Annotated in this window: 18 protein-coding genes; 9 read left to right on the top strand and 9 right to left on the bottom strand. The window is 58.1% G+C overall.

What is annotated here, in order from left to right; translation table 11 throughout:
- The first annotated feature begins 35 nt into the window (after positions 1-35).
- Together HCK86_RS02870 and HCK86_RS02865 are read left to right on the top strand one after the other, a co-directional pair.
- Positions 36-425, top strand: coding sequence for an acyl-CoA thioesterase (locus HCK86_RS02870; protein ID WP_176082984.1), 390 nt, complete (start codon positions 36-38; stop codon positions 423-425).
- An 84-nt stretch (positions 426-509) separates the two neighbouring features.
- Positions 510-1358 carry an RDD family protein gene (locus tag HCK86_RS02865; RefSeq protein ID WP_176082983.1) on the top strand — a complete coding sequence of 283 codons (849 nt, stop codon included), beginning with the start codon at positions 510-512 and terminating at the stop codon, positions 1356-1358.
- 7 nt (positions 1359-1365) lie between these two features.
- On the opposite strand, the gene HCK86_RS02860 is transcribed toward HCK86_RS02865, so the two are convergent.
- Together HCK86_RS02860 and HCK86_RS02855 are read right to left on the bottom strand one after the other, a co-directional pair.
- Positions 1366-2535, bottom strand: coding sequence for a DUF1501 domain-containing protein (locus HCK86_RS02860; protein WP_176082982.1), 1170 nt, complete (start codon positions 2533-2535; stop codon positions 1366-1368).
- Positions 2536-2545: 10 nt separating this feature from the next.
- Positions 2546-3916, bottom strand: a complete 1371-nt coding sequence (locus HCK86_RS02855) for a DUF1800 domain-containing protein (RefSeq protein WP_176082981.1) — start codon at positions 3914-3916, stop codon at positions 2546-2548.
- Between the two features lie 301 nt (positions 3917-4217).
- On the opposite strand from HCK86_RS02855, the gene uvrB reads away from it, so the two are divergent.
- Entirely contained in the window at positions 4218-6995 is a 2778-nt protein-coding gene (gene uvrB / locus HCK86_RS02850; protein WP_176082980.1) for an excinuclease ABC subunit UvrB, read from the top strand.
- 198 nt (positions 6996-7193) lie between these two features.
- Positions 7194-7898, top strand: a complete 705-nt coding sequence (locus HCK86_RS02845) for a 2OG-Fe(II) oxygenase (RefSeq protein ID WP_246739441.1) — start codon at positions 7194-7196, stop codon at positions 7896-7898.
- On the opposite strand, the gene HCK86_RS02840 is transcribed toward HCK86_RS02845, so the two are convergent.
- From HCK86_RS02840 to HCK86_RS02830, 3 genes are all read right to left on the bottom strand, one after another.
- Positions 7884-8861, bottom strand: coding sequence for a mitochondrial fission ELM1 family protein (locus HCK86_RS02840; RefSeq protein WP_176082979.1), 978 nt, complete (start codon positions 8859-8861; stop codon positions 7884-7886). The two genes, HCK86_RS02845 and HCK86_RS02840, sit on opposite strands and share 15 nt — an antisense overlap.
- A complete protein-coding gene (gene dgt, locus HCK86_RS02835; protein WP_246739440.1) occupies positions 8858-10198 on the bottom strand; it encodes a dGTP triphosphohydrolase in 1341 nt (446 codons plus the stop codon). Before dgt ends, HCK86_RS02840 begins: the two co-directional genes overlap by 4 nt.
- Before the next feature lie 68 nt (positions 10199-10266).
- Positions 10267-10899, bottom strand: coding sequence for a DnaJ domain-containing protein (locus tag HCK86_RS02830; protein ID WP_176082978.1), 633 nt, complete (start codon positions 10897-10899; stop codon positions 10267-10269).
- Between the two features lie 467 nt (positions 10900-11366).
- Here HCK86_RS02830 and HCK86_RS02825 point away from each other — a divergent pair, with 467 nt between their 5' ends.
- The 3 genes from HCK86_RS02825 (at position 11367) to proX (ending at position 14869) form a co-directional block, all read left to right on the top strand.
- The gene (locus tag HCK86_RS02825; RefSeq protein ID WP_176082977.1) at positions 11367-12593 is read left to right on the top strand and encodes a glycine betaine/L-proline ABC transporter ATP-binding protein; all 1227 of its coding nucleotides are present in this window, start codon (positions 11367-11369) and stop codon (positions 12591-12593) included.
- Between the two features lie 14 nt (positions 12594-12607).
- Positions 12608-13519 (top strand): proline/glycine betaine ABC transporter permease, encoded by a 912-nt coding sequence (locus HCK86_RS02820; RefSeq protein WP_176082976.1) that lies wholly within the window; start codon positions 12608-12610, stop codon positions 13517-13519.
- 348 nt (positions 13520-13867) lie between these two features.
- Entirely contained in the window at positions 13868-14869 is a 1002-nt protein-coding gene (gene proX, locus HCK86_RS02815) for a glycine betaine/L-proline ABC transporter substrate-binding protein ProX (protein ID WP_176082975.1), read from the top strand.
- Positions 14870-14983: 114 nt separating this feature from the next.
- Here proX and HCK86_RS02810 read toward each other — a convergent pair whose 3' ends face one another.
- The 4 genes from HCK86_RS02810 to HCK86_RS02795 all read right to left on the bottom strand — a co-directional run bounded on the left by HCK86_RS02810 (position 14984) and on the right by HCK86_RS02795 (position 20339).
- Positions 14984-16075 (bottom strand): hypothetical protein, encoded by a 1092-nt coding sequence (locus HCK86_RS02810; RefSeq protein ID WP_176082974.1) that lies wholly within the window; start codon positions 16073-16075, stop codon positions 14984-14986.
- A 115-nt stretch (positions 16076-16190) separates the two neighbouring features.
- On the bottom strand, positions 16191-17462 hold the full coding sequence (locus tag HCK86_RS02805; protein ID WP_176082973.1) for an anaerobic sulfatase maturase: 1272 nt from the start codon (positions 17460-17462) through the stop codon (positions 16191-16193).
- A 135-nt stretch (positions 17463-17597) separates the two neighbouring features.
- The gene (locus tag HCK86_RS02800) at positions 17598-18596 is read right to left on the bottom strand and encodes an HAD family hydrolase (RefSeq protein ID WP_176082972.1); all 999 of its coding nucleotides are present in this window, start codon (positions 18594-18596) and stop codon (positions 17598-17600) included.
- 96 nt (positions 18597-18692) lie between these two features.
- Positions 18693-20339: an arylsulfatase gene (locus tag HCK86_RS02795; protein WP_176082971.1), complete on the bottom strand. Its 1647-nt coding sequence runs from the start codon at positions 20337-20339 to the stop codon at positions 18693-18695.
- 1374 nt (positions 20340-21713) lie between these two features.
- Here HCK86_RS02795 and HCK86_RS02790 point away from each other — a divergent pair.
- Both HCK86_RS02790 and HCK86_RS02785 read left to right on the top strand, forming a co-directional pair.
- Positions 21714-22691, top strand: coding sequence for a helix-turn-helix transcriptional regulator (locus HCK86_RS02790; protein ID WP_176082970.1), 978 nt, complete (start codon positions 21714-21716; stop codon positions 22689-22691).
- Entirely contained in the window at positions 22688-22984 is a 297-nt protein-coding gene (locus HCK86_RS02785; RefSeq protein ID WP_176082969.1) for a hypothetical protein, read from the top strand. Before HCK86_RS02790 ends, HCK86_RS02785 begins: the two co-directional genes overlap by 4 nt.
- Positions 22985-23675 lie beyond the last annotated feature (691 nt).

Genomic DNA, 23675 nt, shown 5'->3' with positions numbered 1-23675 from the left:
CGCGACGTGCGACACGATAGTTTCAGGAGTTGGAGATGATTGACAATGGATCGCCCAAGGGCGAGCTGACCATGCGGACGGTTGCGATGCCGGCAAATGCCAATCCGGCAGGTGATATTTTCGGCGGCTGGGTCATGTCGCAGATGGACCTTGCCGCTTTCGTCCGCGCCTCGGAGCGGGCCGGAAACCGCACGGTGACGGCGGCTGTCAATTCAATGTCCTTCAAGCTCCCGGTCAAGATCGGCGACACGCTCTGCGTCTACACGCATTTCGACCGCGTCGGCCGGACCTCGATGACCGTGGATGTCGAAGCCTGGGTGCATCGTCATGACAAGCCGAAGCGTGAAAAGGTGACCGAGGCGCAGTTCGTCATGGTTGCTGTCGACAAGGACGGACAGCCAACACCGGTGCCACCGCAGCACTGAGGCGGCGCCTTTGGCGTTGAAGCACGGGGCGATCTCGCGTTACAGCTTGTTTACACAGCAAATGCGACGAATCGGAATGACCTGATGCCTGCCACAACGCCGACGAAATCCGGACCGCCACGCTTTTTTCTGCGCCGCGCTGGCGCCTTCATCATCGACAGTCTGATCTACTCGGTGTTGTTCACCTTTCTGGTCGGGGCCCTCGGCTTTCTCGTGCCATCGCTGCAGCCGGCACTTGGAACATCCTTTCTGAACAGTCGCACCTGTTCCAGTACCGATGTGCCGGACATTGCCGGCGAGATCGAATCGCTCTGGCCCGATACCAGCGGCGATGGCCTCAAGGCGCAGCGCTGTATCGTCGACAGTGTCTTCATGGCGAAGAAATATTTTGTCGTGGTCACTGAAAGCCGGAAGGTAGACGAGCAATCCAGTGAAACGCGCTCGGTATCGATCCAGACCGATGCGAATGGCACGCCGATCTTCCCGTCGACCTTGGCGACCCGTCTGACGAGCTTGCTTGATATTGCCATTCTTCCACTCTACTTCGCTGCCGCCACAGGTCTGTTCGGCTGGACTCCGGGAAAGCGCGCGCTCTCGCTCATCGTCACGCGGCAGCCCTATGAAAAGGCGCCAGCGTCGATCGGCTTCTACGTCTCGGCAATGCGTGAATATCTGAAGTTCTGGCCGATCTGCGTCTTCGCCGTCATCCAGTTCATCCTGTCGGGCGCCACTCCCGAAATCCATTCGGTCGCAGAGGGCGTGGCACTGCTGGAGACGATGGGCGCGCCCTCGCGTGCACTCGGCCTGTCGCTCCTGTCCGGCTCGGCCACTCTTCTGGTATTGTTCGTCTGGTGGGTCTTCCCGATGGCATTGTGGCGCGGCCGTATGTATCACGATGCCATCTGCGGCAGTTTCGTCGTGCTGCGCAACTGATGCGGCGCTACCCGCGCAGCTGCGTTTCCATGCTGGTATAGCTGAGACCGGGAAAGACTGTGCTCGCCAGCGCATTGCGGGAAATCCCGAACTGCCGGTTCAGCATCAGTGCGAAGATCTCGCGGATGTCGGCCGTCGGCTTCAGATCGCGATCGTCAAGCAGGTCGCCATCCTTCAGTCCGGGCCAGTCGGTGATGACCCGGCCGCCGGGAATTGCGCCGCCGGCCAGAATGGCACAGCTGCCGGTTCCGTGATCCGTGCCGCCCGTACCATTCTGGCGGGCCGTGCGGCCGAATTCGGTTGATGCGACCACAGCCGTGTGACGCCATGCATCTTCGCCCATTGCCTGCCTTAGCGTCACAATGGCGCTGGCCAGCGTGTCGGTGGCGCTGGCAAACTGCCGCGTCTGGTCGATATGAGTATCCCAGCCCAGCACCGAGAAGGCCGCCATACGATAGTCGGTCTTCAGGAAGCCGCCGGCCATTCGGGCAAGACCGGTGGTCGAGGCGCCTGGCTTGCGCTTGCCGAACGTGGATCGTGTGTTCTGATCGGCATCCAGTGCCTGCTGAAAGGCGGTGGCAAAGTCCTGTTCGTCGGAAAACAAGTGCTGCAGCATGGCAATCTCATCACCCGACATGCCGACACTGTCGTGCGGTGACCAGATCTCTGCCGGACTGTCGCCCTGAAGGATCAGGTCAGCGCCGGTTGCAACGTCAATGGCGCGGATATCACCGCCGCGCACCAGGCCGACGGCACGGTTCAGCCAGCCGCTGCTTTCGGCATGGCTGTTGCCACCGGTTTCCAGAATGTCCTGACCGTCGAAATGGCTGCGCTGATTGCGATAGGGGGTTGAAACCGAGTGCACAAAGCTCAGCTCCTGCGCCTTAAACAGGGGAAAGAGCTCTTTTGCTGCCGGATGCAGGCCAAAGCGTCCGTCAAGATCAAGCAGGCCCTTGTCCGGCGTCAGGGCCAGCTCCGGGCGCAGGGAAAAAAGACGCGCATCACCATAGGGCTGGACCAGATCCAGCCCGTCCATGGCTCCGCGCAGAACGATGGCGACGAAGCGGTTCTCCCCCGGCCCTTTGGCGAGCGCGAAACGGCTGGTCAGCGGCAAGGCGGCAAGCGAGCAGGCACCGGTGAGAAAGGCACGGCGACTGCTGGTCGTGGCAAGGTCCATTGATCTTCCTTCATCGCTGATTGAATTGCGGGGAAGCCAGAACGGCGAGCCGTCCCGCCTCGCGGCTTGGTGCCCGCGCAATGGCCGTTTGAAGCGACGCGGACGCAAGCGGCCCCAATGCGTTTTCGGCCAGCTGTGCAGGCTCGATGCGCGAGTTGACATGCTGGGTCAGCTGCTGTGCAAGCTGCAGCCGGGCGGCCAGCTGATGGGCGGTAATCCAGCTCTCGCGGCGTTCATCAAAGCCCTCGGGGCTTGGCGGATCCCATATCGCCTGCCCCATCGACGGAAGCACCGCATTGAATAGCTGGTCGATCTCATGACCGGCGAGCGCCTTGCGGCTGACCGTGAGCGCACGCAGTGATGAAACAAGATAGTCACAAGGCTGTTTCGCCTTGGTGAATGCGGGCGACCACGCCGACGGGTGGCGCAGCATGACCGCATAGACCTGATCCAGAGCCCCGCCACTGTCGAGCCAGGTCTGTGCCATGGCAGAGACCAGCTGCTCATCCGGCTGGTCGGAGATAAAATGCACCGCCAGCTTGCGGCTTATGGTTCTGGCGGTTTGCGGAGCGACAGCGAGATCTGTCAGCAGACGCTCGATCTCGGCCAGGCTGTGCCTGTCGGTCGCATAGTGCTGCCCCATGACGGTAAACGGTCCCGCCGCGCTGCGGGCGGGATCGAAGACAGTTCGCATTTTCGGTCTTTCCACGGTCAGTCCCGCAAGCAGATAGGCGGTCTGTCGGACGTCATCCTGCGTATATCCGCTGCCAGCGCCCAGCGTATGCAGCTCAAGCAGCTCACGCCCGAGATTTTCGTTGATGCCCCGGCCCTGCTTTTGGCCGATGCGGGAATCGGGATCCATCGATTTGGTCTGATCGAGATAGATCAGCATGGCCGGATCGAGGGTTGCCGCGCGCAGAAGCGTGCCGAACTGGCCGGCGATGTTCGGCCTGATGCTCTCGGCTTCAAACAGCGGAACCATGAGCAAGAGTTCCGAGACTTTGCTGCTGGCGATGCTGAAATGATCAGACCAGAAACGGACAAGCCGCTGGCCAAACCCGTCAGATGAGGTCACGGCATCAGCCAGCATCGCTGTCCGGTCCTGCTGAAACGCGCGAATGGCGGAGCCACGCAGCTGACGAATACCGTCCTTGTCGCGGCTGCCCTGTCGCTGCTTCTCTTGCTCTGCAGCAAAATGCTGAATGTAACTTGTGAGTTGCTGTTTACGCTTGCCAATGCCTTCGACCGGATAAGGCGCCTGAGTGCGGGCAACGGCATGTGCCATCGCCAGGATCGAGTCAGGACTGGCGAATTTGCCGTGATCTGCCGGCAATCCGTAACCGAAGCGTATAGAAGCTATGGCGGCTTGATTATCAGGCATGAGCTTTCGAAATCCGGGCTTGTGTCGTTTCAGGACGGTATCCGACCCGATCGGGGTTCGGCTGAGCTGGCACCAGGCATGTCGTTCTGTTCGATGATGATTACACAGTAAATGTGGAGAAAATTAAGGAACTTCTGGGCAATTTGTTGCAATGCGACGACAGCTGGCCCGGTATTCAGCCGATTTCGCGTTTCTGTGATCGGTGAGGCGTTGCCGAACGTCAATAAGAAAGTTCCTCTTTCGTTCTATTTTTCCCGGCCGGGCTCTTCCAATTCTGCGGGGAAGCGTCCATAGTCCGGCCATGGCCAGAACACCGAAGAAACCTGCATCCGACAACGGCTTTGAAGAAGCGCCTCAGGCTCCCTTCGAGGCAGCCCCTTTCGAAGGCTCTGTCAGTGATTGGGTGAAAGATCTCGAGCGCGAGGCAGAGGCGGAGGCGACCGATTCGCAGCGCAAGCTTGCCTCCCGGGCGGGAAAGCATCGTGCACGCGCGTCCGATGGCGCCAGCACCCGCGGCGGCAAGGAGAGCCCGACTGCGGGACGGACCGCGCGCGGGGTTTCGCTTGGTGCTTCAAACGACCCGAAGACACGCGCCGCCGCCGGTCTCAACCCGGTTGCTGGCGTCGATGTTTCGCTGGAAGAGGCCGGTGCGCTTGCAACCGGTGCCGTCACGGCCACGGTGGATGCGCTTTCGAAACTGATCGAGAGCGGCAACCCGCTGTTCAAGGATGGCAAGATCTGGACGCCGCACCGCCCCGAACGGCCGGAAAAGTCGGAAGGCGGAATCCAGCTGAAGATGGTGACCGAATACAAGCCCTCGGGTGACCAGCCGACCGCGATCGCAGATCTCGTCGAGGGGCTGAATTCCGGCGAGCGCAGCCAGGTGCTGCTCGGGGTAACCGGTTCGGGCAAAACCTTCACCATGGCGAAGGTGATTGAGGAAACGCAGCGTCCCGCCGTCATTCTGGCACCCAACAAGACGCTGGCGGCGCAGCTCTATTCCGAGTTCAAGAATTTCTTCCCCGACAATGCGGTTGAGTATTTCGTCTCCTATTACGACTACTATCAGCCTGAAGCCTATGTGCCGCGCTCGGACACCTATATCGAAAAGGAATCGTCGATCAACGAACAGATCGACCGCATGCGTCACGCCGCAACGCGTGCCATCCTCGAGCGGGATGACTGCATCATCGTCGCCTCCGTCTCCTGCATCTATGGTATCGGCTCGGTCGAAACCTATACGGCGATGACCTTCCAGATGCAGGTTGGCGATGTGCTTGATCAGCGTCAGCTGCTCGCCGATCTCGTGGCCCAGCAATATAAGCGGCGCGACATGGACTTTCAGCGCGGCTCCTTCCGCGTGCGCGGCGATACGATCGAGATCTTTCCGGCCCACCTTGAAGACGCGGCCTGGCGCATTTCGATGTTCGGCGACGAGATCGACCAGATCACCGAATTCGATCCGCTGACCGGGCAGAAGACCGGCGATCTGAAATCCGTCAAGATCTACGCCAACTCACATTACGTGACACCGCGTCCAACCCTGAATGCGGCGATCAAAGCGATCAAGGAAGAGTTGAGGCAACGTCTTCAAGAACTTGAAAAAGCAGGAAGACTTCTTGAGGCGCAAAGGTTGGAGCAGCGCACGCGATATGATCTCGAGATGATGGAGGCGACGGGATCTTGTGCCGGTATCGAGAATTATTCGCGCTACCTGACCGGGCGCCGGCCTGGCGAGCCGCCGCCGACACTGTTCGAATATATTCCCGATAATGCGCTGATCTTCATTGATGAAAGCCACGTCACCATTCCGCAGATCGGTGGCATGTATCGCGGCGACTTCCGGCGCAAGGCGACGCTTGCGGAATATGGTTTCCGCCTGCCCTCCTGCATGGACAACCGACCGCTCCGCTTCGAGGAGTGGGATGCGATGCGGCCAGACACGGTTGCCGTCTCCGCGACGCCGGGCAACTGGGAGATGGAGCAGGCTGGCGGTGTCTTTGCCGAACAGGTTATCCGCCCGACCGGGCTGATCGATCCGCCGGTGGAGATCCGGCCGGCCAAGGCGCAGGTCGACGATGTGCTCGGCGAGATCCGCGAAACGGCGCAGAAGGGCTACCGCACGCTGGTCACGGTTCTGACCAAGCGTATGGCCGAGGACCTTACCGAATATCTGCACGAACAGGGTGTCCGGGTCCGCTACATGCATTCCGATATCGACACGCTGGAGCGGATCGAGATCATTCGCGATCTGCGGCTCGGCGCTTTCGACGTGCTCGTCGGCATCAACCTGCTGCGCGAAGGCCTTGATATTCCCGAATGCGGTTTTGTCGCGATTCTCGATGCCGACAAGGAAGGCTTCCTGCGCTCGGAAACCTCGCTCATCCAGACCATCGGCCGGGCGGCCCGAAATGTCGATGGCAAGGTCATTCTCTATGCCGATCAGATGACCGGATCGATGCAGCGCGCGATGGACGAGACGGCGCGTCGGCGCGAGAAGCAGCTGGCCTATAATGAAGAGCATGGCATCACGCCGGAATCGGTCAAGGCCAAGATTTCCGATATCCTTGATTCGGTTTATGAAAAGGATCATGTCCGTGCCGATATTGGCGGCAAGGACGGCAAGGGCTTCGCCACAGGCGGCCATCTGGTCGGCAATAACCTTCAGGCCCATCTGGACGCGCTTGAAAAGAACATGCGCGATGCTGCGGCTGATCTCGACTTCGAGACGGCAGCGCGCCTGCGCGACGAGATCAAACGGCTGAAGGCGGCCGAGCTCGCCAATATGGATGATCCGATGGCGAAGGAGGCGGCGCGCGGTGCCGAGACACGCAAATCGGCGTCAGGCTATTTTGCCAAGCCGTCGCTTGATGATATGGGCCCCGGCACGGATACGGCCAGACCGCTTTTCCGCAAGAACACGCTGGATGAAATGACCGTTGGTCGCACTGAGAAGCCGGCTGGCGGCGACGCAAAACCCGTTCAGCGCGGCAAGATCGGTGCTGGCAGCTATGAGGATCCTGGCGAGGCAAAGGCGCGCGGGCGGCGAACGGGCAAGACCGGCAAGCCAGGACGCTGAACCCATTGTATATATTTACCAATTTTATTTTTGCTTAATATTGGCAGCCATCGCCGTCTTGATGTCTTGTAATGCCGAAAAGGCGGAAGCTGCAGGCTCACGGCTTTGGTGACACCGATGGGAGCGACTGCCCGTTGGGATGCATTGTCGTGTGCCGGAACGCGCCGTCGGAGTTTCTCCAACGCAAACTCGGTATTTATGAAACAATCTGATGCTTTTCTCGAAGACGATCGCATGTCGTCGGCGATTTCCGACGCTTGCCTTTCTGCCAAGGTCAATTCCTGGCCTTATCAGCACTGGTTTCTCACGGACATCTTTCCGCGATCGACCCTTCAAGCACTGCAGACGCTGAAATTCCCGGTCGGTGATTTGAGCGGTCTGTCCGGACGGCGCGAACTGCACAATGACAGCAGGCATTATCTCGATCAGGAGAACATTCAGCGCCATGCGGTTTGCCGTGCGGTTGCAGCGGCTTTCCAGGCAAGGCAGACGACGGATCTGCTCGAGCGGTGTTTCGGAGCCTCACTGGATGGTACCTACCTGCGGCTGGAATATACGCAGGATGTCGATGGGTTCTGGCTTGAGCCGCACACGGATATCGGTGTCAAATGCTTCACGATGCTGGTCTGTCTGTCTGATGATGAGGGGCATGATACGCTGGGCACGGATATCTATGCCTCAGCCACCCAGCATGTCGGACGAACGCCGTTTGTGGCCAATGGTGCGACCGTTTTCATTCCGGGCGACAACACATGGCACGGCTTTGAGCGACGCCCGATCCGGGCTGTCAGGAAATCGCTGATCGTCAACTATGTCACCGCTGATTGGCGTAGCCGCGAGCAGCTCGCTTTCCCTGACTGCGCGGTGGGAAATGCACATCCGAGCGCCTCAGCGCCGCTCTGAGAAGCTTTCCTCGATCTTCGCGGCGATTGCCAATGTCGCGTCGACAGGCGCATAGGAATAGGGTTCGATCTTTCCCGAAAGCGGGCGAACGAGCCCTTTTTTCGTGATGTTGGTCAGAAACCGGTCAAGCTTGGGATTAATGCCCTCGGGGCGGATGGTGAAAACCGGCTTGCCGGTAAAAAGCGCCTCTCCGACCATATTGTGGCTGTCGCCGGTCACGGCCAGATAGTCCGCCCCCGCCAGCAGTGCCGGATAGGGGTTCGCCCCCTCGCCTGACCAGATCCAGTGCGGCTTCTCTTCAAGCAGCGAACTGATGGCTGCGACCAGGTCTTGCGGCGTCCGGCGCGATGTCACCACGGCGACACTGCCAACGGCCGGCAAGGCTTCGCTTATCGTATCGAGAAAGGCCGAGAGCGCTGATTGCCGGCTGCGCGCGCGCGACAGCGGATCGCCGAGGATCAGCGCAAGACGCGGCGCCGGCTGTTGCATGAATGGCCAGACCTGCGCCTGAAGCGCCTCATTCAGCCCCTCATGTGTCAGCCGGTGGGGCGCCGTGTCGGTGACGAAGACATTATCGCCGCGCAAGCCGTCATGTGCCGGTACCCAGATCAGATCGGCAAAAGACGGAGCAACGCGCGGATCCTTGAGGAAGACGGTGAAGGTCCTGCCGCCGGATGCCTTTCTGATCGCCCGCAGATAGGCCACCAGCCGTCGCCCGGAGGCGATGGCGATATCAGGAAAGGGCGGAGCGATCGGGCTATCTGCTGCGCCCGAGCGATGTCGCAGAGGGATCGGGCCGCGCGGCATGAACCATTCCCAGGGCCGGCCCGGAAGGATGGTTTTCTCGGTGACGCGAAGGCCAAGACGATTGGCCACGCCGAGGCATTGCACCCGATCACCGATCTTGCCATCGGTGAGCAGCCAGGCTGTCCTTCCCTGAAGCCTATGCGAATTTTCGCTCATGCGCCGCGCACCATCTGGGCAATCTTGACCGCATAGCGATCTGTCATGCCGGAAACATAGTCCGATAATGCGTGTAGCGCACTATAGTGATCGGTCACGCTGCGCAGATCGATGCCGGTCGCCCGTGCGAGCTGCTGCGGATAGGATTTCAGCTGCTCTGCATCCCAGCCGGCAGCGGCCAGCGCATCCAAGACCGGCATCAGCCCGTCGAGAACCTGATGAACGACATTGCGGCCCATCACTTCGAGTTCGGTTTTGCGCGGCGAGGTGAAAATGCGGGCGTTTGCGAGGTCCTTGATCGTGCCGAAACGCTCCCCGAGCCGCGAGACATCGACGAGGCCGGAGGAAAATGCGCCGGTCATGATCGCATCATAGTGATCACGAAATGCCTCGACGCTGGCCGCGATCGACTGGCTTATCGCCGTGGCGCGCAGAAAGGCGATATTTTCCGCTTCGCTGTTCCCTTCGATCGGCTCGCGCCCGGCCAGCTCCGACAGAAGCTGCGACACTTCGTGGTAGCCGAGATCACGCGATGTGAAGGCATCCTCAAGATCGAGGATGTTGTAACAGATGTCGTCGGCCGCCTCGACGAGAAAGACGAGCGGATGGCGCCGCCACCAGAGCGTACCGGAGGCCGATCTCTCCGCGACAAGCCCGGTCTGCTCCGCGACTTTCGCGAAGTTTTCCGCTTCGCTTGCGAAAATGCCGAATTTCTTCAGGCCGCAATAGCGCTCGGTGAGCGACGTCCTGGATCGCGCCGTCACCGGATATTTGGTGAAGGTCGCAAGTGTGGCATGGGTGAGCCGCATGCCGCCCTCGCCGCGATACATTTCGAGATTTGTGAGGATGCGGAAACCCTGTGCGTTGCCTTCGAATGCTTCGAATTCCTCGGCAAAAGCGGCTTGGCGATCGGCAAACAGACCGCGCCCGGAATCAAACCGTTCGGCGAACCAGGCGCCGATTGCATCCTCGCCCGAATGACCAAAGGGCGGATTGCCGATGTCATGGGCAAGGCAGGCGGCATGGACGACCCCGGCAAGGGTCATGCGACCGCCTTCGGCAATAAGCTTCTGCTCTTCGAGATAGTGTCCGACATCAATACCAAGTGAGCGACCGACACTTGCCGTTTCGACGCTGTGGATCAGGCGGTGATGGATATGGTCATTATCGTAGAGCGGATGGACCTGGGTCTTGTTGGCCAGACGCCGAAAAGGCGCGGAAAAGGAAATCCTGTCGGCATCCTGATCGAAGGCTGGCCGGTGCGGCTGGTGCCGGTAGGACGGATGGCCGAGCCTGCCGAGATCGAGAAGCCGGTCCCATTCCATCATCTGCGTCATCCCTCACCCCGTCCTTTCATGTGAATTATCGCTGCAGCCCCTGCCCGTGCGCCTGCGCCCTGTCGGCGCTACTCGGCGGCTTTGCCGGGCGGAGATTCAAGCGAATAGCTGTCGTCCGGATCGTCATCGCTCTCCAGCTCATAGGCATAGCTTTCGAGCATGGCATAGGCCTGCTCGATGAACTCGATCTGCTGTTCGGCGCTGTGGATGGCATCGGATATCGATTCGGAGCGCGCGCGCAGCATCGAGCCGAGCACATCACTGGCCCCGGCCTTGTTTTTCTTGCGCGCCAGCCGGTCGAGATGCTTGCGGACCCGCGTGCGATGGCGTTCAAGCTCGAGAATATGGAACCGGTTCTTGAGAATGTCGTCCGACAATTTGCGGCGCATTGCCGCAACCGGATCGAAACTGCCGGGTTCGCGCTCATCGAGGATCATCTCGTTGACCAGCGGCTCAAGCAGCATCAGCCCCTTCAGATCCTTCGGATCGGACAGTTCCGGGTCGAAGCCGGTATCGTCGAAGATCTTGCGGCGAACCGGATCCTTCAACAGGTCATAGGATGCCTGCAGCCGGGCGAACTGTTCTTCATCGCCGCCACTGTCAGGATGTGCTTCTTTCGCCAGACGCCGGTAGGCCGTGCGAATTGCCTTCTCGTCGGCATTGCGATCAAGGCCGAGTACTTCATAAGGGTCGATCAACATTCCACCCGCTTTGAGATCCAGTTTGGTGCTCTTCCACTAGCGCGCCGTCATGATGGGTTCAAGGCACAAAGCAGCAACCCGGTCATTGCCGCTATTCACAAAGATTTTGAACGGCTGGTTTGTCATTGATTCATGAAGGGGCGGTTTTATGACGGCCGCGCCGATTTGACATTTCTTCGCCATAATTCTAAACAGCGGCAGTCGCTTTAGACGCGTGTTGACGATCGTCATCTTGCGACACGGATCGCTATCTGGTCCTCACGGTTTGCAGCATTTGCCGTCTCCGATGGCAGCAGGCGCAGAAGCCTTGGCGCTGCAAAGGGTTTCAAACCCGTCGGCTTTCTACAGAAATGCCGTTCCGTTTTACGTGCGTTATCCCGGCCCTTTCCGGGACCTTGCGCCGACAACAATCAAACCGGCCACGTCATTGACGCGCAGTCTCGCGGCAATGCGGGCAAAGGATGTGCATGAACGTTAAACTGAGTGCTCAGAACGTATCGAAACTGTTCAACGACAAGCAGGGTGAAGGCGCATCCCGGCTTGCAAAGGGACAGTCCAAGGAAGAGATCTTCCGGGAAACCGGCGTGACCGTCGGCATCAACAATGTCAGCTTTGACGTCAATGAAGGCGAGATCTTCGTCATCATGGGACTGTCCGGCTCCGGAAAATCAACGCTCGTCCGCACGCTGAACGGTCTTATCCGTCCGACTTCGGGCAAGATCCTGATTGGCGATACGGATGTCGCCTCGTGCAGCAAGGATGCCTTGCGCGATGTGAGGCGGAAGAAAATCACCATGGTTTTCCAGCACTTTGCGCTGTTTCCGCATAAAACAGTTCTGGAGAATGTTGCCTTCGGCCTGAAGCTGAAAGGCATAGCGCGCGAAGATCGGAACAAGGCGGCGCTGAACTCTCTCGCCAAGGTCGGGCTCGATGCCTATGCCGACAGCCTTCCCGACCAGCTATCCGGTGGCATGCAGCAGCGTGTTGGCCTGGCGCGTGGCCTCGCCAATGATCCCGAAATCCTGCTGATGGACGAACCCTTCGGGGCGCTCGACCCGCTCATTCGCCGCGAAATGCAGGATGAGCTGATCGGCCTGCAGCGCGAACTGAAAAAGACCATCATCTTCATCACCCATGATCTCAACGAAGCCATGATCCTCGGAGACAGGATCGCCATCATGAAGGATGGCGCTTTCGTGCAGGTGGGTACCGCGCAGGAAATTGTTTCCGAGCCGTCAGACGATTATGTGCGCGCCTTCGTCGCCGATATCGATCGCTCGCGTGTCTTCAAGGTGTCTGATATCGCCTCGGACGCTGCCTGGGTGAATGCCGATGCGACGGCTTCCGATGCGCTCAAGGTCATGGACCGCCAGAAGAGCGACCTTGCCTATGTGGTGCGGGCCGGTGTTCCGGTCGGGCTGCTGATCCGCTCTGATGCGATGGAATGCGCCAGAACCACGCCCGTGCGCGACATCATGCATGCCGAGCCGCCGGTGGTTGCGGAAGAGGCCTATCTCAATGAAGTCTACGCGGCTGCACAGACAGGTGTTCCCATGGCGGTGACGAATGAGGACGGCAAGCTCGTCGGCGTCGTTTCGCAGGAACAGATTTTCGAGCAGCTCGCAAGCGGCCCTGCCGAAGAGGAGAGCGCGGACAGCGAACCCGCAGCCCCCGCTGGCAAGGTTGCCGAGTAATCTCAGGAGCTTATATGTTCGATCCTTCCGACTACCTTACCATTCCCTTTGACGATTGGGTCAACCATTTCGTCCGCGGCTTTCTGGTACCGAATTTCCGACCGTTCTTCCGCGCATTGCAGGTTCCGGTCAACGAAGTCCTGACGGCGTTCGATTCGTTCTTCAACTGGATGCCGATGCTGGTGACAATGGTGATCTTCGCGCTGATTGCCTGGCGTGTCGTCGGCCGGTCCATGGCCATCATCACCGTGCTTGGCTTTCTGTTTGTCGACCTTATCCAGCTCTGGCCGGATACGATGACGACGCTGGCAATGATCATCACCTCGGTACTGTTCTGTACCATTATCGGTGTTCCTGTCGGCATTCTGGTGGCCCGCAGCGACACCGGCTGGAAGATCATCCGGCCGATCCTCGACATCATGCAGACCGTTCCGAGCTTCGTCTATCTGGTGCCGATCGTCATGCTGTTCGGCGTTGGCATGGCGCCTGGCATCATCGCAACGATCATCTTTGCCCTGCCGCCGATCATCCGCATGACCAATCTGGGCATTCGCAATGTCCGAAAGGATCTGATCGAGGCCGCGGAAGCCTTTGGTGCAACCGGATCGCAGACCCTGATTGAAGTGCAGATCCCGCTGGCCATGCGCACCATCATGGCCGGGTTGAACCAGACCCTGATGCTGGCCATGTCGATGGTTGTGATTGCGGCGCTGATTGGTGCCGGTGGACTTGGCCAGGTGGTCAATACCGGCCTGGGCCGGCTGGATGTGGGCGGTGCAACGGCCGGCGGTGTCGGCATTGTCATTCTCGCCATCGTGCTCGACCGCATCACCCAGGGCTTTGCCGAACCCGGTTCGTCCAGCCGCATGACGTTGTGGCAGGCGCTTGCCACCTTCGTGCGCGGCCAGAAGACGGATGAGGCCTAGCGCATCGGCTCGAAAATCGGAATCGATTTTCGAAAAGGACGATGCGTTGATTCAAGACGATAGAGCGTCCTGGTGCGTCCAAAAGGACGCACGGCGCTCTAGCGCAATGCCCCGGTGGCCGAACTGTTTTTCGGATCAAGGGGCGTGCAGCTTGGATATGTCCGAGCATCTTTCGGGCGTCTTCAATGACGCAGAGGCCCGAAGGAAGAACCGTTTCGGCAGGCACGAATTCGCCTGCCGCAAGACCGGACGGCACTGCCGTCCCAAGGGATCTCCGATCCCGCTCTAGAGGCACTGCCGCCCTTTTCTGCGGCAATGACGCAACACGAACGAAACGGAGAGACACTCATGAATCTCAAACTCACCACGATCGGTGCAGCCATTGCATTGTCGCTGGCCTCGATGGCTCCGGCCATGGCCGCCGACCAGCCCGGCGCCGGCAAGACCATCAAGATGGCTCAGGCCACCTGGGACACCGGCTGGTTCCAGGCTGAAATCTACAAGCAGATGTTTGAAGATCTCGGCTACAGCGTCAGCGGACCGATGACACTCGATGCATCGGCATTCTATCAGGCTGTTTCGCAGGGCGATGTCGACCTTTGGGTCAACGGCTGGTTCCCGCTGCATGAAACCTACAAGCCGACATTCGAAGGCTATGCCGAAGTTGACGGTGCCGTCGCCGTTGGCGGCGCGCTGCAGGGCTATCTGGTCGACAAGGCCGCCATCGACGAATTCGGCATCAAGACGCTGGATGACTTCAAGCGTCCGGAAGTCAAGAAGGCGTTTGACCGCGACGGCGACGGCCGTGCCGATCTCGTTGCCTGCCCGCCCGGCTGGGGCTGCGAAGTCACCATCACTGACACGCTGAACGATTTCGATCTCAATGACGACATCGAAGCGATCAAGGCGGGCTATTCTGCGTCAATGGCTGATGCGATCGCCGCCTATCAGAACGGCGAACATATCCTGTTCTACACCTGGACGCCGAACTGGACCGTGAACGAGCTCAAGCCCGGCAAGGATGTCATGTGGATTGAAGTCCCGCAGAAGGACGGCGTAGACATGCCGGCTCCGGCTGAGGGCCTTGATACCTGCGTTGCCGATCCCTGCTCGATGGGCTTTGTTGCCAACGATATCGTTCCGGTGATCAACACCAAGTTCAAGGAAGCCAATCCGGCCGTTGATGCCCTGCTTCAGGCCGCATCAATCCCGCTTGAGGATATCTTTGCGCAGAATTCTGCCATGAATAATGGTGACGATGACGTCAAGGCACAGGCCACCGCCTGGATCAAGGCACATCAGGAGCAGGTTGACGGCTGGCTCGACGCCGCCCGTGCTGCAGCCAACTGATCACCGGTGCTGATGGAGCGCGGCGCCGGCAGGCGTTAGCCGTTCTGTCGCAGCTGCCGGACAAGGCTCAATGAAGAAGGCCCGAAGCGTCAGCGCTTCGGGCCTTTTGCAGTTCTACGCCTGACGCCGCCAGAACGCCCATTTCGGTATGGGCTGCAATGCAGGGATCAGAACCTGTTTCTTGCGCAATCGCTTGGTCAGATGCTTGGCGGCGCGGTTCCAGCGCCATTGCAGCTTGTCGGCGATGAAAAGACGAAACTCATCAGCCGGGCTGCCGATTGCGCGCTGTGCTCTGCCAAGATCACGGCGAAAGACGTCGAGCAGTTGCGGATCTGCCTTGCGCAGAAGGCTCAACGTCAATGTCGGATTGAGCCTGAGGGCTTCCGCCAGCATCGAGAAACCGGAAATATTGCCGAGCGAGACATTGGTGAAATAGAAGCGCTTGGCGCATGCCATTGCCACAAGATCGGTTAGCGCTGCGAGATTGCGCTGGAAAGCGCCCTGATGCCCAAGCTGATGGCCGAACAACCCGCCATTGTCAGGCACTTCGCTCAGCATCAGCACATCGGCGCAGCCTTTCAGAAGTCCCGGCGCTTCCGCCTGGACTTGCGGGCTGTCGGTGCACAGCAGCACGCGACGGCCCCGCAATGACGGCGACAAGCGTTTCAGAAAGGTCCGATAATCCGTCTGGTAATCGGTGTGACGCACATGAACGGCATCATAGCCAAGCTTGAGTGCCAGCAGACGCCTGACAATTTCCGTTGCTATTAGCGGTTGAAAGCAGACATGCTGCAGGAAATTGAAGGAGTCGCGGCCACCACCGCATTGCTCGTGAACCAGAAGTTGTTCTTCGTGGTCTGCTGACATGTCAAATTGGACCGGCTCTTCAAGGTCCGTCAGCACATAACCCTGCTCGACGAATTTGAGTTCATAACTTGAAAGTCGGTGAGCCACCGCTGCGGGTCTGACGCTGTCCATCTGGTCGAGCGCCTGAAGAAGGTCGGGCGTATAGGTTTTCAGCACCGTGCCAAAGTGAGGAAGCGGTTCAAAATAATTGCTAAACGCGTCTTTGAGGTTGCCTGCGCTGGTATCGATGACGAGCGTTCTTCCGAAACGCTGCGCATAACTTCTGCTCAGCTCGAGCTGCACGAGGCTGTCATTCAATCCGCCCAGCGGTCGCGCCAGAAGAAATTTCTCAAAATTCATGATGCTAGGTAACATTTGTTGACTGAATGTTGTCAACTAATGGAAATCTAAATTTTTGGCAATAATAGCCGAAAAGAAAAACAACCCTGAGTAAAATATTTCGATCGATTTACGCTTATCTGGCCACCAGGTCATTACAAGATTTGATCACGTGACCATAAAAGTCCTGCAACCCATGGCAGAGATAGTGGAGACCGGCTTCGCCATCGGATGTCTTCAGAAATCGGTCCTTCGGACAGTGTCCCCAGCAGAGCTGGAGATAGCGGCATTGCTGGCATTTCTTCGGCAGGTCTTTTGATTTGTCGAAGCCAAATCGCATCTGCTTCTCGCCGAAAGCGAGATTGCCCTCATGCTGTTCGAGAATGTTTCCGATCTTGAATTCCGGATAGACGAAGTGGTCGCAGCTATAGACGTCGCCATTATGTTCGACGGCCACGGCCTTGCCGCAGATCCGGCTGGTGACGCATTGCTGTGAACCGCGTCCGAGCAGCATAGAGAGGATGTTTTCGAACTGATCGACGAAGACCTTGCCGAAATCCCGCTCCTGCCATTCATCCCAAATCGTATTCAGGAACCGACCCCACTGCTTGGGGCTGACCGACCAGTCGGCGACCACCGACCATGATTTCCCGGGCTGAGCGGCGGGCGCATTCTCGCGCGGCAGAAGGTTGGGGTCCCAATGCTGCGGGGCCGTCTGGAAGAAATCCTTCTTTTCCATGCCGGGAATAAACTGGATCAGCCGCGGCTGGATCTCGTCGCGCAGGAAGCGGTAGACCTCGAGCGGATGTTCGGCATTGGCATTGTTGACCACGCAGAGCGCGCTGAAGGGAACCTCATAGGCCTTAAGACGCTTTGCTGCGGCGAGCACCTTCTGGAAGCTCGGCCGGCCGGCCTTGTTGACGCGGTAGAGATCATGCAGATGTTCCGGACCGTCGATCGAAAGACCGACCAGAAAATTATGGTCCTTGAGGAAACGGCACCATTCCTCGTCCAAAAGGACGCCATTGGTCTGCAGGTCATTCTCGATTCGCTGCCCCGGCTTGGCGTAGCGTTTCTGCAGCGCGACCACCTTCTTGAAGAAATCGAGCCCCATCAAGGTCGGCTCGCCGCCCTGCCAGCTGAAGACAACCTCGTCGCCATCCTGAGCCTCGATATACTGACGGACGTGCTGCTCAAGCACGGCATCGCTCATGCGCGGCGCCTTGGGTTGATGGAGGAGCCCTTCCTTGTGCAGGTAGAAACAATAGGTGCAGTCGAGATTGCACTGTGCACCGGAGGGCTTCAGCATGGCATGGAAGCGGTGCGCCTGACCCTTGGCCGCGTAGCGATCGGGGTCAAGGCTGGGAAAGGTTTCTTGCTGGTCCGTCGCCGTATCGGTCAGATCCATGGCGCCCTCCATATTTCACGTCTTCAAGAGTTTGAGAAAAGAGCTGACATGTCAATGGGCTTGCGAAATCTTCCGCTGCGCCCGTGCCCGGGCTTGTCGATCCGGTATGCGAACGCTTCGTTGCCTATAGGCCGTTCATTCCTGCGGAAAGACCGTCATCCAGTCATTTTTCATGCTGATGATGTGCCAGCCCTGGCTTTCGGCATCATCCAACCCCTTGTCGAGCCGACCGAAATGGCTGTCGCGGTCATAGGCATATTCGCGAACGCCGTCATCGTGATGGACGATCATGCCGAGCCGCTTGCCCGCGCCATTCGTGGTCCATTGCAGCATCTGGTAATCGCCGTCGGAATTGCCGAAAGCAGCGATCGGGCGGCGGCCGATATGCGACAGGATGCCGACAGGCTTGCCATCCTTGTCGTCGATGAAACCGATCTTTCCGGTGCGCTCCAGGCTGGGTACGCCGTCGATCACCTTGTATTCGGAGACGATGGATGAGCCGACGACCTGCTCGGGCGGGATACCGTAAACCTTTTCCGTCCAGGGACGCATGAACTCGATGCCACCGCCGGAGACGATATAGGTCTTGAAACCGTTTGCCCGCAGATAATCCATCAGTTCAAGCATGGGCTCATAGACCAGCGAGGTATAGGCCTTGTCGAAATGGGGATCTTTGGCGGTGGAGATCCAGCGCGTCACGATCTCCGCAAATGCATCCGTGCTCATGCCGGCATGGGTCGCGGCGACGATCTCCATGAGGCCTTGCTCGCCGGATGCGCTGAGCGTTTCCATGTCATTTTCAAGAATGGACTGAAATGGCTGCGTCGTCTGCCATTCGGGATGTTGCGGAGCAAGCTGATGGACGCGGTCGATCGCAAAGGCCAGCTGCGTATACATAGGCTGCTCGACCCAGAGCGTACCATCATTGTCGAAGGTCGCCACACGCTCCGGAACCGGAACGAAATCGGCACTGCCTTCGCTCGTGACGTCTGTGACAAAATCGACGATAGCCTGTTTGCTGGCACCATCCTGCCAGGAGGGCAGCGCGGCGTCCTGGGCAAATGCGGCAACCGATACCGATATCGCGCTGCAGATGACGACAGACGCGGTTATGAACACAGAGCGGTGACGCATGGTTATCTTTCCTCCGCTGGAAATGGTGGGATCTTGACGCAACTTCCAAAGCCCCCGCCACGCTCGGGCGTGACGGGGATGTGCTGGGAAACCTGATCAGTTTCCGGTCGGAAGACCGATGCTGAACCCTTTCTCCTTGAGTGCATCCTGAACGAACTTCAGATTCTGATACTGGGTGATCGTGATCGGGCCGGTATAGGTTTCGCTCTGCAGCTTCCGTGGCGGATATTGCAGATAGGTCTTCATGATCTTGGCCATCGCATCATTGGCGGGGATCGTCGCCCATGTGCTTTCCGTGAAATTGTTCATGAAGATGTCGTAGCGTTCCTGCGGGTCGGCGGCCAGATCGAAGACCTGGGGGACCGTTGCAACGTATTTTTCAGCGCCTTTCCAGCCGAGATTGGTATCGACGGCCAGGCCGCCGGTTGTCATGCCATTGTCGCCGCGAAGGTTGAACACATATTTGAAGTTGTCGACACGCACGGCGCCGGGCGTCAGCTCGTTTTCGGTGAAGTAGAACCATTCGCGGCGTTCATCCGGCCCTGTGCCCTCAAGCACCGGCGTCAGGTCATAGCTGTCGAAGATGGTCGGCTTGCCTTCGCGATCTTCCGTCGGCAGGGTAACGCCCGCAGCAGAAGCGAATGTGGCCATCAGATCCAATCCGCCAGCAATGTCATCGCTGCGCGTGCCGGGCTTCACATGGCCGGGCCAGCGGACAATCGCCGGAACACGGCTGCCGCCTTCGCGGTCCGTTCCCTTGGTCGAACGGAACGGCGTATAGCCGGCATCCGGATAGACATCCTGCCATGCGCCATTGTCGACGGTGTAGAAGACGAGGGTGTTTTCGGAAAGACCGAGCGCGTCCAGCTTGTCGAGGATTTCGCCGACGCGGAAATCCAGTTCCACGACCGAATCGGAATATTTCGATTTCGATACCGATTTGCCGATGAAATCGGGGTGCGGAAGGTTCGGCTGGTGGTTCTTCATGAAGTTCACATTGATGAAGAACGGTTCGGACTTGTCCTTGGCCGCCTCTTCAAGGAAGCCCATTGCCGCCTGTCCGACATAGGCATCCAGATAGGGAATGCCGACAATGCCCTTGTCCGGCGTGTCGACATACTGACCATTGACCTTGAAGTCTTCGGTTGCCTTTTCGCCAGCCTTGCCGGAAAGCGCGCCCGTGGTCGTCTTCACATAAACATCACGGATATCCTGGCTCATATTGGGGAAGAATTTGGGGTCGGTATAGGTGTAGGCGTTGAGATGATAGAGAAAGGCATATTTCATCTCGTCATAGCCCTGCGCATTCGGCAGGGCATAGTCGGCCTCGCCCAGGTGCCACTTCCCGGTGAAATAGGTCTTGTAGCCCCCCGTCTTCAGAACGGAAGCGAGCGTCCACTCGGCAGCCGGCAGTCCGCCGCCCTGCCCCTGAAACGCCACGGTGGTCATGCCGGAGCGGTTGGGGATGCGCCCGGTCTGCATGGCCGCGCGACCGGGTGTCGAGCTCGGCTGGCCATAGAAATTCGTGAAGAACATGCCTTCCGAGGCAAATTTATCAAAGTTCGGTGTAGGCATGCCGCGGGCGGCACCACCGAGATAAGGTCCGAGATCGCCCCAGCCCGTATCATCCGAGACGATCAGCAGAATATTCGGCTTGGTCTGTTGCTGTGCGGCCGCCTGCCCGGCCGTCAGGGCAATGGCTGAACAGGCAAAAAGCGATGCAGCGATCGATGACGTTTTCATCCCGTATCTCCAATCTGGATGCTTGCATTTCAGATTATCTGCAGAGATCGGCCTTCATCTGTGAAAACAGACCTCCCACACATCAACGGGATCCTGGTCGTGCTTAATCCTGACGTTTCACGCCAACAGGCCGCCCGCCCCTTGCTCTGATGCAGAACCCTTGCGGCTTCTGATCGGCAGACAACAGATCTAAATCGATTTATCTGCCCATGAGTCTATTTTTCGGATTTGCTATTCTATACAAGTAGAAATCTATAGCTAAATTATATGAAAATCAATAAATCATGAAATTTTCGCAATAAATAACTGCATAATACAAAGTAGAAATGCGTCTTATCAATTATTTTCAATGATGACGAAAATTGTAGTGTTTAGTTAAGAGGCTGAATTGGCTGGTTTTTATTGTAAAACCCTCTGGGTCTCCATCAGCTGTTGCTTTGAACGGAAAGTCTGCGTGAACGGGCCGGAAAGCCGTTGTACAGGCAAGACGCGCCGGACCGTGCCGGGCGGAGGGCTTGGTCCCTCTGACTGATGGGGCGGCCAACTGTTCGGGCTGATGCTGCCAGCCTCAGACCGGCGCCAAGGTCTCGGGTAGCGACAATTTATAATCAGAAAAGGATCAAGCTATAGCTAATTCTATAGTTGATTTTGGGGATCTCCTAAAATCCCTTTATTCTGATCTAGACCCATTCAAGGTAGTCTCGACAAATGCCGCACCGACGGCACCACAGCATCGTCCGACCAGGCAAGCACCACGCCGAATGACATGCCGCCTAAGGCGAGAGACCGGTCAGGATGATCGCTTCTCTTGGAGGTCAATTTGCGCGCCGGTAACAGGTTTTGTTACACACATAGTGCGAACTACGCATCTTGAATGAGGGTGTAGAATTTTAATGAAATAAAATTAGAAACTTAGCGCACTATGAGTGGCTAGTTTTTGGTGCGGTCGAGATGCAACCTGAATTCTATCAGGGCATTGAAAATGAATGATAAAGCTATTTCTATCTAAAAGTTGTTACACGTTTTGTTACGTTTTTTGTTGCGTTTATGTGAACCACTAATTGAGACGCAAATCGGCTTCCGCTGCATACTCAAGAACTGGGAATGCAGCCATGAAATCAGAGTCTGACGAGACATCTGGAAAATAGATGAAACGCCGAACCGAGCCTAGTGGAGTGGCCAAACCGTTCCGGCGAAAGGCGCTGCTAGGTACGGCTCTTTCATAGTGCCATTTTCACTCAAGTGACCATTTTTGTCCAAGAAATGGCCCAAAATCATGCATCTATCGGTCATTTTTTCAATAATTGTCCAATTTTGTACTATTAAAAAATTGTCGAAATTATGTACTTTTCCTCTCGTCAAAAGGAGCTAAAGATGCACATCGAACCAAAACGCGTCAGGACGTTACGCGAGAACAAGGGGTGGTCCCCAGAAGCGCTTGCTGGCCGGACAAGCAAGTTGAAGGGCGAAGACGGGCGTTCCCTCGCAATAAGCGCGAAGACGATCCGGCGCCTAGAATGCAGCGATAATCACAAGCCGCGCGCAAATACATTGTGCAGCCTTGCAAGGGCCCTTGGAGTCGAGAGCGGGGTTCTGACTGGCGAATTGCCAATGCCTAGTGAGCGGAAGCAGGAGGGCAGCAAACCTTCTGTTCAAATCTCTGCTCTCATCCGTTCTCGGTATCGTCTTGCCTATGCGCTGATAAAGCGGCGCTACGGCGTACCGGCTTCTGCCCTCATCGAGATGGCCCCGTTACTCTTCACCCTTTTGGCCGAAGACAGTCTACGCCAGCGGAGGGAGCACCTAACTCGAATTCGCGCGGCCATCGCTGAACTGCGGGGTCAGCACGACGCTGCGGGACGACTCGCGTATGCGCTTGGCGCCTATAGGGCGGAGGACATCGCAGATGGCGAAGAAGCCTCCATCGAAGCGGGTGACGTTTTTGGTCGTATGGTGCCTGAGGCTTCCTATGAGGCGGAAAGCAACTTTGACGCGACAAACCCCTTCGCCGACTATCTGAAAGACTTGGCCGACAAGCTCGAGGTCGCTGAAAAGGTCAGGGTCGACGAAGGTACCGCCTACGCCGATGCTCCGGATGGCTTCCCGGAATACGTGGTTTGCGGTGCGGACCTCGACTTGATCGTCGCATCTTCGGATCGCGCGCGTTTCGGCCTGGAGCAAGGGCATGTGCACTTGGCTGATGTCCCCGACGAACTGCTGAACCACGAGGCTACAGCAGAACGCATCCGATGGATCGAAGAGCGTGTCCCCGAGTCGGAATGGTCCCGCTGGACTTCAATGATCGCATCGTTCGACCTCGATCTGACCTTAGATTCTGGAGCAGCCCAATGATTGCGCTCGAACTCACGCGTCATGCAGCGACACGTATTCGACAAAGGGGCATGCGCGAGGACGATGTTGGCGTCATCGTCGCTCACGGTACTCAGATCGGCGCAGATACATACGTACTGCGCGGCCAGGACGTTGCGGGGCAAATCGCCAAATACAAAAAGGAAATTGCGCGCCTCGAGCGCCTTCGGGACCACAAGGTCGTATTGGCGGGGGACGCGGTCGTGACCTGCTGCCTCGTCCACGAACGTGGTCGGAGGCGGCTTCGCAACAGTGGAAAAGAGAGAGTACAATAATGACTAGGTCAAACCACATTGCGGTCGCGCTACCGGAGGCGACCATAGTTGCACTCGCGCGGCACGCCCGCCCAGGCGAGTCGCTCGCCGAAGTGGTCGCGCGCCTCATCTCGGCCCAGAACGCGGTCGGAGTTTCAACTCCCATCCCTGCAAAACGAAATCGTGACCGCTATAAGATCTCTGTTCTTGGACATGACCGGACGTGCGCGACCTTGGCCGACGTCTTGTCTTACACGCTCACGACGCTGGAGGAACTTGACGACACTTTCCTTCATCAGTTGAGCAAAGGTGGCGGTCGGATCAGGCCTTATGTGACTCCGGGCTTCGATGACGTCCACCCGGGTCGTCCCGACCTAAACCAACAATACGCGCGTGAACTCTGGCCTGGCGCAGGGTGGTGGATAAGCACCAACAGCTCAAAGGCCGATGTGAAACGTATACTGAGCGCCGCATGCGACGTAGCTGGACTCGAGTTCGGCCGCGACGTAGTCTTCTCGAACCGATGATCTTCATATGACTATATCGTATGGAACCGGTCTCTTCGTACGGACTGCAGCGAACGGCAGGAAAGTCCGCACTGCCGGCCGTCGACTTAGGGTCAGGACTTCGGTAAAGGGGCCGTTCCAGTCAAGCGAAAAGTGACGGCCGCAGCAGCGCCATTGTGCTGCCACTGCGGTAAATAATCCCGACA

The organism is Martelella sp. HB161492, assembly GCF_013184775.1.
Lineage (GTDB): Bacteria > Pseudomonadota > Alphaproteobacteria > Rhizobiales > Rhizobiaceae > Martelella.
This window is presented reverse-complemented; position numbering and strand designations above follow the sequence as displayed.